Origin of the sequence: Hyalangium versicolor (assembly GCF_020103695.1) — a bacterium.
Classification (GTDB): domain Bacteria; phylum Myxococcota; class Myxococcia; order Myxococcales; family Myxococcaceae; genus Hyalangium; species Hyalangium versicolor.
Window position 1 is genome coordinate 114,771 of record NZ_JAHXBF010000030.1, and the last position, 12,100, is coordinate 126,870.

The 12,100-nt window shown below is 68.1% G+C and carries 11 protein-coding genes; 3 read left to right on the forward strand and 8 right to left on the reverse strand.

Translation table 11 applies throughout. The annotated features are described in order from the left end of the window. Positions 1 to 33: 33 nt before the first annotated feature. The gene (locus KY501_RS43645; RefSeq protein WP_224370325.1) at positions 34 to 1,674 is read right to left on the reverse strand and encodes a ligand-binding sensor domain-containing protein; all 1,641 of its coding nucleotides are present in this window, start codon (positions 1,672 to 1,674) and stop codon (positions 34 to 36) included. 198 nt (positions 1,675 to 1,872) lie between these two features. Here KY501_RS43645 and KY501_RS43650 point away from each other — a divergent pair, with 198 nt between their 5' ends. Continuing rightward, entirely contained in the window at positions 1,873 to 2,574 is a 702-nt protein-coding gene (locus KY501_RS43650) for a class I SAM-dependent methyltransferase (protein ID WP_224370326.1), read from the forward strand. Between the two features lie 24 nt (positions 2,575 to 2,598). On the opposite strand, the gene KY501_RS43655 is transcribed toward KY501_RS43650, so the two are convergent. After that, positions 2,599 to 3,288 (reverse strand): response regulator transcription factor, encoded by a 690-nt coding sequence (locus KY501_RS43655; protein WP_224370328.1) that lies wholly within the window; start codon positions 3,286 to 3,288, stop codon positions 2,599 to 2,601. Then, complete coding sequence (locus tag KY501_RS43660; RefSeq protein ID WP_224370330.1) at positions 3,285 to 4,805, reverse strand: sensor histidine kinase; 1,521 nt, start codon at positions 4,803 to 4,805, stop codon at positions 3,285 to 3,287. The genes KY501_RS43655 and KY501_RS43660 overlap by 4 nt, the downstream gene beginning before the upstream one ends. Positions 4,806 to 5,057: 252 nt before the next feature. On the opposite strand from KY501_RS43660, the gene KY501_RS43665 reads away from it, so the two are divergent. Next, positions 5,058 to 7,118 carry a c-type cytochrome gene (locus tag KY501_RS43665; RefSeq protein ID WP_224370332.1) on the forward strand — a complete coding sequence of 687 codons (2,061 nt, stop codon included), beginning with the start codon at positions 5,058 to 5,060 and terminating at the stop codon, positions 7,116 to 7,118. Between the two features lie 97 nt (positions 7,119 to 7,215). After that, positions 7,216 to 7,710, forward strand: coding sequence for a cupin domain-containing protein (locus KY501_RS43670; RefSeq protein ID WP_224370334.1), 495 nt, complete (start codon positions 7,216 to 7,218; stop codon positions 7,708 to 7,710). A 7-nt stretch (positions 7,711 to 7,717) separates the two neighbouring features. Here KY501_RS43670 and KY501_RS43675 read toward each other — a convergent pair whose 3' ends face one another. The 5 genes from KY501_RS43675 to KY501_RS43695 form a co-directional block, all read right to left on the reverse strand. Beyond that, positions 7,718 to 8,383 (reverse strand): hypothetical protein, encoded by a 666-nt coding sequence (locus KY501_RS43675; protein WP_224370336.1) that lies wholly within the window; start codon positions 8,381 to 8,383, stop codon positions 7,718 to 7,720. Positions 8,384 to 8,510: 127 nt separating this feature from the next. Then, the gene (locus tag KY501_RS43680; protein WP_224370338.1) at positions 8,511 to 9,245 is read right to left on the reverse strand and encodes an immunity 52 family protein; all 735 of its coding nucleotides are present in this window, start codon (positions 9,243 to 9,245) and stop codon (positions 8,511 to 8,513) included. Between the two features lie 9 nt (positions 9,246 to 9,254). After that, complete coding sequence (locus KY501_RS43685; protein ID WP_224370340.1) at positions 9,255 to 10,769, reverse strand: Tox-REase-5 domain-containing protein; 1,515 nt, start codon at positions 10,767 to 10,769, stop codon at positions 9,255 to 9,257. A gap of 75 nt (positions 10,770 to 10,844) precedes the next feature. Then, the gene (locus KY501_RS43690) at positions 10,845 to 11,588 is read right to left on the reverse strand and encodes an immunity 52 family protein (protein WP_224370342.1); all 744 of its coding nucleotides are present in this window, start codon (positions 11,586 to 11,588) and stop codon (positions 10,845 to 10,847) included. Positions 11,589 to 11,597: 9 nt separating this feature from the next. Next, positions 11,598 to 12,100: Tox-REase-5 domain-containing protein (locus tag KY501_RS43695; RefSeq protein WP_224370344.1), on the reverse strand; the 503-nt coding region annotated here is incomplete at its 5' end.

The window sequence follows — 12,100 nt, forward strand, 5'->3', positions numbered from 1 at the left end:
GGTGCACGTCAGGCCGTGGGGGACCCTGACGTATCAATCGCCGGTGTAGATGCCGATGGATCCGGCCACCCACCGCTTGTCGCTGCGCTCGTAGCCGAGGAAGCCCACGAGGACGCGGCGCCGGCTGTCACTCTTGTCCACCTGGATGTCGGAGACGCGGCACATCGCCAGGTCGATGCCGAACACCGTCGCGTTGTAGTGAGCCACGGTGTTGCCCTTCACCCGGCTCAGGCCGCCGCCCCAGTTGGCGCCCGCCCAGACGCTGTTGTCGAGCGGATCCACGGCCACTCCCGCCACATACCCCTTGCGGTCCACCAACTCGGTGCTGAGCCGGCGCACCACCGTGCCCTCCGGCGTCAGCTCCGCCAGCCCGCGAGTGAAGCTGCCCACCCAGACGCTGCCGTTGGCCGCCACCGAGATGGACGAGATGTTGTCCGTCGTCCGCTGCTCGGGCCGGGACATGCCCGATTCGCCGACAGCGTCCGGCCAGATGTCGAAGCGGTTCCACGCGTAGCCCTGGTCCTCCGTCATGGACTGCGCGCGCCAGTAGTTGGGGCTGCCGGTGGCCGTCATGTAGCGGAACCGCGTGGAGCGATCCGAGCCGCCGAACCACGCATCCCCGCTCGGGTCCACCGCCACACCGTAGTAGGCGTCCGTGATCAGCGCGCCCTTCACCCGCCACTTGGAAGGCTCGTTCGGGTAGAGCTTCTCGTCCTCGCTCTTGTTCGAGTAGACGTACCCGTTGAACGCCGGGTGGACGTGCTCGATGACGCCCGCGCAGCTCAGCTGCCCGTTGCACGTGGGGTTGCCAGCGAAGTTCGCATCGCCACGAGCGAAGCCGTGGTTGCCGCCGAACCACACGCTCTGCGTCCTCTTGTCATAGGCGATCCGCAGGATGTTGCAGAGCCGCTCGCGGCCCTGAGGCTCGGCCGCGACGACGTGGGGCCCGGAGAAGATGTCGTAGTGCACCACTTGGAGCGAGCCATCCGCCGCCAGCGTCACTTTGTCCGCGTCACCGCTCTTGTAGACGGAGGGATCCGGGTGGCCATCGTCCCAGTTGGCCTCGCACGAACTTGCGTTGGGCAGGCCCTCGTAGCCCACGAAGACGGTGCCCGCGGGGCCTCCGGCCACCGAGATGACCTTGAGGTAGGTCGGGCCTGGAGGCGTGCTGCCATCCGGCATATAGCCGTACGGGCGCAGGCCGTCGGCCAGGGTGAAGCGCTGGAAGCTCGACGCTCCGGGCCGCAGGAGGAACAGACCCTCCTCCCCGCCCGCCACCCAGGTGTTGCCGCCTTCATCCGCGGTCACACCGAACACCTTCTGCGGACCGCCCTCGTTCACCCCGTAGAAAGTCCAGCCATCCGCGGAGGGAGGCGGAACGATGACAGGGGGCGGAGTCCCGGCGTCCGGAGTGCCCGCATCCGGCGGAGTGCCCGCGTCCGGAGTGCCCGCATCCGGCGGAGTGCCCGCGTCCGGAGTGCCTGAATCCGGAGTGCCCGCGTCCGGGATGCCCGAATCCGGGGAAGGCGGATCGATGGGTTTGTCCACGTCCGGATCCGTGGGCGGCTGCACCACCCCCGGATTCTCCGAGCCGTCATTGTCATCCGAACAACCGGTCGCCCAAGCCAGGCTCGCCGCAACGAGCGCGCCGGCCCACCTCCATCCGCCCCTCATATTCCCCTCACCCCATGACGAAGACGGGTATCGGTGACACCCGTTCCACCCTTCTCCCTGGCAAGGCGAGTGCCAGCGCTCCCCCCACCCGGAGAGGGGGTGGGGCGTCGGTTGCTGGACAGGCAGTGGGTAGAAGAATTCCCTGGGTGTGCACCGCCCTGTCCCGGCGAGGCCCCAAACCGTGCTACGCCGGGGAGGATGAGCGGAAACGATGTCCGCGGCCGCACTCCCCTGTCACTGGTGGAGCAGGATCCGGATCTCCTCTTCTATTCGCGTCAAGCCGATGAGCGCGGCGGGCCGGTGCTCGTGCTGGGATCGGCCAACGGGCGTGTGCCCTGGTCCCTGGCGGGGCATGGCGTCTCGGCGGTGGGGGTGGACTCTTCCGAGGTGATGGTCCGCTCCGCCGAGGAGCGCCGTGCCGAGGAGCCGGCCGAGGTCTCCCAGCGGGTTCGCTTCGTTGCCTCGGACGTCCGAGTCCTCCGGCTGACAGAGCGCTTCCCGCTGGTGCTCGCGCCGCAGCACTCCATGGGGATGATGGCGACCCGGGATGACCTGGATGCCTTCCTCGCCACGGTGTGTCATCACCTGGCGCCTGGGGGCACGTTCATCTACGACGTGCTGAACCCGCCTCGCGAGGCCATCATCCGCGATGATGATGATGACGAGCCGCGCGCCCCGCTGGAGCCGCGCCGGCCGCTCTTTGCCTTGCACCTGCGCGAGCGCAAGCCGCCCGGAGGCACAGCGCCCATCCGTCGGCTGAAGCTGCGTCACTTCGCGCCCGAGGAGCTGGAGGAGGCGCTGTCCAGCTGCGGGTTGACGCTGCGCGAGCGCTTCGGGCGCTTCGATGGCAAGCCGTTCGATCTGGGAGACTCGCGGCAGATCGGCATCGCGGGCCTGTGAGGGCCCGGCAGGCCATGAGCCAGCTCAGCGCTCGAACTTGTAGCCCAGGCCCCGGACCGTGAGGAAATGACGGGGATCCTCCGGATCCGGCTCGAATTTGAGCCGCAGTTGGCGCACGAAGTTGTCCACCGTGCGCGCGCTGCCCTCGTAGTCGAAGCCCCAGGCGCCTGACAGCAGCTCCTCGCGGGTGAACGTGCGCCCGGGCTGCGCCAGGAAGTGCGCCAGCAGCTTGAACTCCTGCGCCGTCAGCTCCACCGGCTTGCCAGCCCGCGCCACCGTGCGCGCCGTCAAGTCCACCTCCACGTCCCCGAACGTCACCGGCGGCGTGCCCGTGACCGGGTAGCGTCGGCGCAGCACCGCCTTGATGCGCGCCAGCAGCTCCTGCAGCCCGAACGGCTTCGCCACGTAGTCGTCCGCACCCAGATCCAGGCCGAGGATCTTGTCCCGCTCCATGCCCTTGGCGGACAGCATGACGACGGGGGTGTCCCGGCCCCGGCGGCGCAGCTCCTTGATGAGCTCGTAGCCATTGAGCTCCGGGAGCATGATGTCCAGCACCATGAGATCCGGCGTCTCGTCCAGCGCCTTGGCCAGCCCGGCGCGCCCGTCCTGCGCCTGGAGCACCTCATAGCCCTCGATGCGCAGGTTCATCGACAGCCCCGTGAGGATGGACAGATCGTCCTCCACCACCAGGATGCGTTGCGGCTTGTCGCTCATGCCTTGTCCACCGGTAGTTTGAGGGTGAAGCGGCTGCCCTTGCCCACTTCGCTCTGGACCGTGATGCGGCCCCCATGCGCCTCGATGATGCGCTTGGAGATGGCCAGCCCCAGCCCGCTCCCCTCGGTCTTCCGCGTCAGCAGGTTGTCCACCCGGTAGAAGCGCTCGAAGATGCGCTTGCGCTCCCTCGCCGGGATCCCCACTCCGTTGTCCTCCACCGCCAGGGCCACCCACCTTCCCTCCACCTGCGCGGTGATGGAGATGCGCTTGTCCTGCCCACTGTACTTGTAGGCATTCTGCAGCAGGTTGAGCAGCGCTCCGGCCACCGCGTGCCGATCCACCTGCACCGCGGGCAGGCTCACCGGCACATCCACCTTCAGCTCTACTCCGCCGTCCAACCGCTGCGCTCGAAAGGCCGCGATCGCCTCCTCGACGATCTGCGGCACCTCGAGGCGCTCCACATGGTACTCCTTGCGCCCACTCTCGATGCGCGCCCAGTCCAGCACGCGCTCGATGAGCGTGGACAGCCGCTCCGTCTCCCGCGTGAGCATCTGCAACACCTCCTGCGTCTGAGCGGGATCCTTCAGCCGGCCCAGAGCGAGCGTCTCGATGAACATGCGGATGGAGGTGAGCGGCGTGCGCAGCTCGTGGCTCACCAGCGAGACGAAGTCCGTCTTCAGCCGGGACAGCTTCGCCTCGCGGTAGAGCGCGCGGCCCGTGTACACCACGCCGAAGGTGAGCGTCAGGTAGAACAGCCCCAGCAGCACTGCGTACACCACCCGGTTGCGCGTGGAGGCGCGCGCCACCGGATCCTCGCCCGTGGACAGCACCACGAGCCGGAAGTCCTGCAGGGGCGGAGCGAGCACGCGCTCGGCCAGCACTGGGGGCCCCAGCGCGTTGGCGCGGGCCTGCACCACCTCCGACACGAGCCGGTTCACCAGGCCCTCACCCGTCTCCCGTGGCACGGGCAGCAGGGTGAAGCGCACGGGCTCCGGCGAGGCGAGGTAGCGGTCCGCCCGGGCCGTGAGCAACGCCTCGACTTCGGAGCGGGCCAGAGCGGTGCCGTGCACCATGTCCCCCGCGCGCTCGGTGGCGATGAGCTCCGGGTGCCCGCCCACCGGGAGCGAGAAGACCGTGTGCTCCGCGGGCAGGTTGCTCAGCTCGGTCAGCACCGAGGTGAGCGCCGCCGTCACCGCCGGGTCCACGCTCTCCACCTTGCCGTTGCTCACTTCAAAGGACACCGAGGAGAGCACCCGGCCCTCGGGCGAGATCAGCTCCCAGGCTCCGTTGCGCTTCACGAACCGCCCCTGCCGCAGCTCGCGAGGCAGCTCCTCCGCCAGCGCCTCTAGCGTCCCGTGCCAGGCCACCTCCAGCCGCTTCTCCACCGCCGCGCGCTCGTTGATGATCGCCACCACCCCGAAGCCCGACAGCCCTGCGGATGGGAGCACCACCAGCACGATGAGCAGCGCGAACGTGCGCCGGAAGTTCATGACGATCGGGGGAGAGGCGCGAGACACCCCTCTCCTTTACTCCTGAACCCTTGGTGTGCGCTCGTGTCGTTTCGCGGATGGAGCCGGCCCGGCTGTCCAGAGGGCCACACGGGATGTAGGGAAACATTCGACTTTCCGTGGCGATCGGTGGCAGCATGGAGCGGTTTGAGGGGGAGGCAGCCGGGCCGGATGCTTCCTTCATTGGTCATGCGTGGCACAGAAGCCAGGACATCCAGGGCCGGGGTGTGACTGGAAGGCCGCGCCGGGGAGGAGACTCCTATGAAGAAGCAGTTTCTTGCCGCTGCGGTGGTGACAGCCCTTGGGCTCACTGCTTGCGAGCAGAAGACGTCCGCTACGTACACCTCTTCCGCAGGCTCGCTGGCGCTCAGTCGCGATGATGCGTTCCTGTATGCGGCGGACGCGGACAACGGCGTCATCTCGGTGGTGGACACCGCGGCGCGTCTCAAGGTGGCGGAGATCAAGGTCGGTGCCGCCCCCGAGCGCCTCGCGGTAGGGCCGGACGACACCGTCTACGTCTCCAACCGTGGCAGCCGCAGCGTGTCGGTGATCCGCCGCGGACAGTGGACGGAGGCGGCCCGCCTGGACGTGGGCGTGGAGCCCATGGGCCTGGGCCTCTCGGCGGATGGCCACACGCTCTACGTGGTGAACACCACCATGCTGGAGACCACCGAGAATGGCTCGCTGGTGGCTTTCGACACCGGGACGCTCCGCAAGCTGTGGGAGCTGCCCGTGGGCGACGAGCCTCGCGGCCTGGCGTTGCTGGAGAACGACAAGGCGCTCATCACCCTGCACCGCAAGGGTGACGTGGTGCAGGTGGACCTGTCCAACCGCGACCGGCCCAAGCTCGTCAAGGCGGGCACGGACGTCTACGACAAGGCCAACGCTTCCAAACTGCGCGAGGACGAGCGGCTCGTCAAGGTCGGAGCCGATGGCTTCTCCATGAACGGCCTGACCTCGTTCCACCCGCGCGGCGCGGAGGACATCGTCGTGACGCCGGATGGCCAGCGCGCCTTCGTCTCGACGCGGTGGGCCCGCGAGTCGGCCATCACTCCGGGGACCAACCCGAACAATCCGAGCCCCACCGAGCCCACGCCGGTTCCGCAGCCTCCGGTGGATCCGGGCACGGGAGGCCTGTATGGCGGCGGTGGCCCTTGCGGCACGGGCGCTATTGCTTCTCCGGGCATCCTCACCCTCGAGGCGGACTCGGACAGCCCGGTGGTGGATGATCTCAACGGTGGGTGCGACACCGGCGGCGATGACAAGGACTACCCGCCGAGCACCATCGTCAGCCCGGATCCCTCGCACCCCATCCAGGGCCCCATCGCCACGGTGGTGGATCCGACGGGGGCGTGGCTCTTCGTGGTGAACCGCGAGACGAACAACGTCGCGGTGATGCCCACCAACCGGCGTTCGGGCGCGGACCTGAGCGTCACCTTCCCGTCCACCTCGGTGCGCCAGTTGGTGCGAGTGGGCGCCGGCCCCAGTGGCATCGCCCTCACGCGCGATGGGAAGAAGGCGTACGTGTACAACTCCTTCGATCACACCCTGACGACGTTGGTGGGGGATGGCTCGGCCAACTCGCTGAACATCCGCGAGGAGGGCCCGCGGCTGAAGCTGGCCGAGGATGTGATGTCTCCGGAGCAGGCGATGGGCCGCAAGCTGTTCTTCTCGGCCATCGACTCGCGGATGACGGCCTCCAACGTGGGCGCCGCCTGCGCCACCTGCCACTACGACGGGCGTGACGACGGCCACACCTGGGGCTTCCCGGATGGCCCGCGCCAGACGCCCACGTTGGCGGGGCGCATGATTACCCAGACGGCTCCGTTCCACTGGAGCGGCGAGTTCTCCACGCTGCGCGACTTCCTGGACGTGACGGTGCGCCAGCGCATGGGGGGGGGCGTGGTGGACGCGCAGATGGCGACCCAGCTGGCCGCCTTCATCGACGTGCTGCCCACGCCGGACAACCCGTACAAGCGCGAGGTGATGACGGACGCGCAGCAGCGCGGCTCGCAGGTGTTCCTCAAGGCTCAGTGCAACGATTGCCACGCGGGCGAGGCGCTCACGAACAACAAGCAGGCCAACGTGGGCACCTTCGTGCTGGACGGCAGCGATCCGGACAACGCCGCTGTGCGCCAGCGGGGCCTGAACACGCCGTCGCTGTTGGGAGTGGCCCGCAGCGCTCCGTACCTGCATGACGGCAGCGCGCAGACGCTGAAGGAGCGCCTGTTGAAGGCGCGCTTCACGGATCAGCACGGCAAGACGTCGCAGCTGACCGACGCGGAGCTGGACGATCTCGTCGAGTTCCTGCGCGTGCTGTAGCTGCTTACTGGCCGGGGAGGGTGCCGCGGGGCATTCTGCGCCCTCCCCACGCGGTGGCACCGGGAGCCCGGTGCGCCGCGCCCGCCAGGAGCGTGTCATGACGTCGAAGCAGGAAGCCCCTCGCAAGTCCGTGCTCTTCCGCGCCGCCGATCACTCGCGAGTGGGGGAGCAGTCCCAGTCCCATCCGCTGAACCCGAACTCGCTGGTGCGAGGCATCTCGCTGAGTGAGCAGGTGGGGCTCCAGCGGCTGGGCTTCCACCTGCTGCGGATTCCTCCCGGCAAGGAGTCCTTCGCCTTCCACTCGCACCACTCGGAGGAGGAGTTCATGTACGTCCTCTCCGGGCGGGGTATCGCCGAGGTGGGGGACGAGAGCCACGAGGTGGGGCCTGGAGACTTCCTGGGCTTCCCCACGCCCTCGTTGGGGCACCACCTGCGCAACCCGTTCCAGGAGGAGTTCGTCTACATCTCCGGCGGTGAGCGCCGCGAGGTGGAGGTCGCGGACTTCCCCCGGCTGGGGAAGCGGCTGGTGCGCTTCGGCATGCAGGCGGCGATCTACGAGTTGGAGGGCGGGCTGAAGCTCAGCGAGGAGTAGGCGTGCCTCAGGGGCTCGGTGGGGCGGGAGGTGTCAGAGGAACTCCCGTGGGCGCCAGGAGGGTGCCCGCGTCCTCGGTGGGAGAGGGCAGGGTGCCCGCGTCCTCGGTGGAGGTGGGCGGTGTGCCGGCATCCGGCGTGCGTGCGGCGGCGAGCGAGGCGGCGGAGACGGCCATGAGGGCCGAGCGCGTCACGTCGACCGCGCGCTCCGGACCATTGCCGAGCCAGGTGACGACGAGGGCGCAAGGCGTGTCATCGTCCCAGGCGACGACCTGGAGCATGCCGGGGACAGGGGTGCGGCGAGCGGCTGCGCGGCCGAGGGCGGGCACTTCGACACCGCCGGCCTTCAGGGTGGGCGCGAGCAACTCACGCACGTCCATGGAGGGGGCTTTGGGGTCGCAGTTGTAGGCCAGGGAGATGGTGGTGCCCGGCTCCGCATCTGAGTGGAAGGTGCACAGCGGGCCGCAGGTGGCGCAGGCTCGGTCTTCCTTCATGGCGAAGCTGGGCAGTGCCAGCTCTCGCACGTCGGGGGGGAACAGGGCGTCGCAGCCTGGGCCCGTGGGGGTGGTTGGGGGCGGGGGGAGACCTGCGTCCGCGGGCGCACTGGGCGCACTCGCCCGGCATGCGCCCAGCGTCAGTGCCAGCACCAGTCCCACGCCCCGTCCGACCCTCATCCCTGCGCGCTCCTCCTTCGGCCACTCTGGCAGGGCGCGGATGGTAGACCGACTGAGGCCCATTGAGGCGATGGCATTGCGCACGGGGTGCTCTCTGGCGGACGTCCTCGGGGGCCGGGCTGGAATCCTATGTTCCCGCTGGAGGCTTGCGTTGGAGCAGGCCGGCGCGGTCGAGCAACTCGCGTACACGCTCGGCCAGTGCGAGGTGCTCGGGGTTGGAGGCGGTGAAGCGCTCGGGAGTGAGGATGACGAGGGTGCCCAGGTCCTCCACGGGCTCGATGCGCACGGGGGCGGGCAGAGGGGGGACCTGGCCTTGGCGGTGCGAGAGGTATGTCACCCAGCCCACCCACACAGCCGGCTTCTTCTGCTCAAGGAGCTGCCGGTGGGTACGGGAGGTGGCCACTCCCCAATCGGGGTCCCAGGCCGTGGCGATGGCTCGCAGCGCTGCGACCTGGAAGGGAGTCGTCAGGACCCGCTCCGACCCAGGGCCCTCATCAGGAGGTTCCAGGACACACCGGTTGTTGATCTGCTCCCAATATCCTCCGCAACCGATGTTCAGCCAGACGTCGTTGCCCCCCTGGCTGCCATTCCACAGCGTGACACTGAACCCCAAGTCTTCCATGGGCTGGCGCCGGTCGTCGCGCATGAGGTTGCGCTGGAGGTACTGCCGGATGCTGGAGAGTTCGAGCTCCAGCGGGCGTTGCAGCGTCAGTTTGAGGGACTTCGCGCCCTTGAACCAGCTGGCGAAGAGTGGATCCACTGGCGCGAGTTCCTGGACCATGGTTGCCAGACGTTGCGCGCACGCTTCCGCGTCCTCCTTCCGCGCGCCCCAATAAGCGCCGATGTAGTACGTCTCGCTCATGGAGCACCTTTATTGCAGCGCGGGCGTGTGGACCACCTCGATCCCTGTGACCTCTGCATTGGCCAGGAGTTCGCGGATGGCATCTGCTGCTTTCTTCTCCGCCACATGCCAGCGGATGGGAATGCCCCTGGCTGCTTTGAGTTGGCGGTTGGCTTGCTCGATGAGTTGCCTGGCTCCCGAAGGCGCGAACCACTTCTTGGGCTTGAGGTTGTCGGCGAACTTGTTGGCGTAGCCTGGGCCCTTGGCTTCGAGGAGAACGTCGTCTTTGAAGCCATCGAGCTTCACTCCGCCGCTCTTCAAGTCCTTGCCGCCGATCCAGTAGGCCTCGCTGGCCGGGTGGCCGCTGATCTGCTCCTGGTAGCGAGCGGCGCGCTTGCTCATGGACTCGCGAGAGGGCCCCCAATCTCCCGGGCCCTGGGGCGCCGATTGTCCCTGGCTCGCCGAGTCGTTGGCGCGCTGGAGGATGATGGCGGCTCCCGGCCCACCGCTTAGAGCCGTCACCACGCGCCCCGCGGGGACAGCCACCCGCTCCACCGTCAACGCGCCATCGGCGGCCAGCGAGAGCGCGGGCACGGAGACGGATTCCAACCCTCGGCCTACCCCGGCCACCGTGCGTGTCGTCCCTCCGGCTGCGCCGAAGGTTGACAGCAGGGTGGTGCTCAGCTTCGCCAGGGATTGGATCTGCTCTCCCCGAGTCATGAATCGGAAGCGCTCGAGGTACTCCGGAGAGCTCTCGATGAGGGCGGCCAGGGCCTTGGGCAGGTGTTTCAGCTCGGCCACGGTGTGGACGGGGCGCGTGACCAGCGCGCCAAGGGCCAGGCCCAGCTCGACGAAGGACTGTTCGGCGCCGTCCAGGGAGCGGCTGATGATATCGGCGTCGTCGTAGACCTCGGCCAGGACGCCGGACCCCTGGTTGTCGCGGAGCTGCTCGTCGACGGCAAAGAAGGCCATGCCGTTGCGGCCCGAGTAGAAGCGCCCCACTTCGAAGGCGTGAGCGCGGAAGGCGCCGTCCTTCCACTGCACGGGTGCGACGCGCTGTTGAGTCTCTCCAGTGAGAGCCCAGGCCAGGTAGCCATCGGGCCTCAATACCGCCAGGCCATGGAAGCGTTGCACGCGCTCGAGGAGAGCTGAGCGGGAGAGCTCCTCGTTACCCTCCATCACCTCCCGCAAGAGGGACGCAGCGACGAGCCGAGGACCAAAGCCCGCCAGGGTGACAGGCGTGTCCAGCAGCCTGTCATACAGGCGCGCCGCGTCCTCGGGAGTGAAGGGAGCCTCGCGCTCGGGCAGGTCCTCGCCGGAGTTGAGCCCAGCGAACAGGAGCACGGCCTCAAAAGGATCCATCTGCTGAAGCCCGCCCAGGACGGAGCGAGCCACCATCGCCGGGGGGCCACCCCTGCCAGCCGCGCCACCCCGAAAAGGCCGTGCGCTGTCCGTGGCGCAACCTCCGAGCACCCCTGCGAGCACCAGGACCATCCAACGCACTGCGGGATGCAGCACCAGGACGTCCAGACAGCTCGCACTCATAAGGCTTCCTCACCATAGGGTGGATTCAGATCGCAGTAACACCAAGCACCGGTGCGGACGCCAAGCCCTCCATGCTCACGGTGGGCTGGAAAGAGGCTTGCGTCGGAGCAGGCCGGCGCGGTCGAGCAACTCGCGTACACGCTCGGCCAGGGCGAGGTGCTCGGGGTTGGAGACGGTGAAGCGCTCGGGAGTGAGGATGACGAGGGTGCCCAGGTCCTCCACGGGTTCGATGCGCACGGGGGCGGGCAGAGGGGGGAGTCGGCCCTGGCGGTGCGAGACATACGTCACCCAACCGACCTGCCAGTCTCGTTTGTCCCCCTTTGGCACCATCACATCCTGGAGGGCATAGGACGTGGACATCGCCCACTCGGGCGCCCACGCGGTGGCGAGCGCCCTCATCGCCGCTACTTGGAAGGGAGTCGTAAGGACCCGCTCTGAACCGGGCCCTTCCTCAGGCGCCCTGAGAACGCACCGGTTGGTTCCCTGTTCCCAATACCCCCCGCACCCAATGCTCAGAAATGCGTCGTTGCCGCCTTGAGCCCCGTTCCACAGGCTGATGCTGAACCCCAGGTCTTCCATGGGCTGGCGCCGGTCGTCGCGCATGAGGTTGCGCTGGAGGTATTGCTGGAGGCTGGGGAGTTCGAGTTCCAGCGGGCGCTGGAGGGACTGCTTGAGCGACTTCGCGCTCTTGAACCAGCTTCCGAAGAGCGGATCCAAAGGAGCAAGGCGGGTCAAGAGGTTCAGGAGGCGCTGGGCACACTCCTGTGCAGATTCCTTGCGGGCGCCCCAATAAGCTCCCGTGTAGCGTGGATCCTCCATGGCCTGCTTCTACAGAAGCGCTGGGGTGTGGACAATCTCGATGCCCTCGACCCCCTCTCCCTTGAGCAGAAGCCGGATGGCATCTGCTGCTTTCTTTTCCGCGACATGCCAGCGGATGGGGACACCCTTGGCCGCTTTGAGTTGGCGGGTGGCTTGCTCGACGAGTTGTTTCGCTCCAGAGGGAGCGAACCATCTCTTGGGGGAGAGGTTGTCGGCGAACTTGTTGGCGTAGCCTGGGCCCTTGGCTTCGAGGAGAACGTCGTCCTTGAAGCCATCGAGCTTCACTCCGCCGCTCTTCAAGTCCTTGCCGCCGACCCAGTAGGCCTCGCTGGCCGGGTGGCCGCTGATCTGCTCCTGGTAGCGAGCGGCGCGCTTGCTCATGGACTCGCGGGAGGGCCCCCACTCCCCTGGGCCTTGGGGTGCCGATTGTCCCTGGCTCGCCGAGTCGTTGGCGCGCTGGAGGATGATGGCGGCTCCCGGTCCACCGCTCAGGGCCGTCACCATGCGCCCCA

Bases quoted from the DNA above. Each gene is read 5' to 3' on its own strand.
- KY501_RS43645 (WP_224370325.1), bottom strand. From the start codon at position 1,674: ATGAGGGGCGGATGGAGGTGGGCCGGCGCGCTCGTTGCGGCGAGCCTG.
- KY501_RS43650 (WP_224370326.1), top strand. From the start codon at position 1,873: ATGAGCGGAAACGATGTCCGCGGCCGCACTCCCCTGTCACTGGTGGAG.
- KY501_RS43655 (WP_224370328.1), bottom strand. From the start codon at position 3,288: ATGAGCGACAAGCCGCAACGCATCCTGGTGGTGGAGGACGATCTGTCC.
- KY501_RS43665 (WP_224370332.1), top strand. From the start codon at position 5,058: ATGAAGAAGCAGTTTCTTGCCGCTGCGGTGGTGACAGCCCTTGGGCTC.
- KY501_RS43670 (WP_224370334.1), top strand. From the start codon at position 7,216: ATGACGTCGAAGCAGGAAGCCCCTCGCAAGTCCGTGCTCTTCCGCGCC.
- KY501_RS43675 (WP_224370336.1), bottom strand. From the start codon at position 8,383: ATGAGGGTCGGACGGGGCGTGGGACTGGTGCTGGCACTGACGCTGGGC.
- KY501_RS43680 (WP_224370338.1), bottom strand. From the start codon at position 9,245: ATGAGCGAGACGTACTACATCGGCGCTTATTGGGGCGCGCGGAAGGAG.
- KY501_RS43685 (WP_224370340.1), bottom strand. From the start codon at position 10,769: ATGAGTGCGAGCTGTCTGGACGTCCTGGTGCTGCATCCCGCAGTGCGT.
- KY501_RS43690 (WP_224370342.1), bottom strand. From the start codon at position 11,588: ATGGAGGATCCACGCTACACGGGAGCTTATTGGGGCGCCCGCAAGGAA.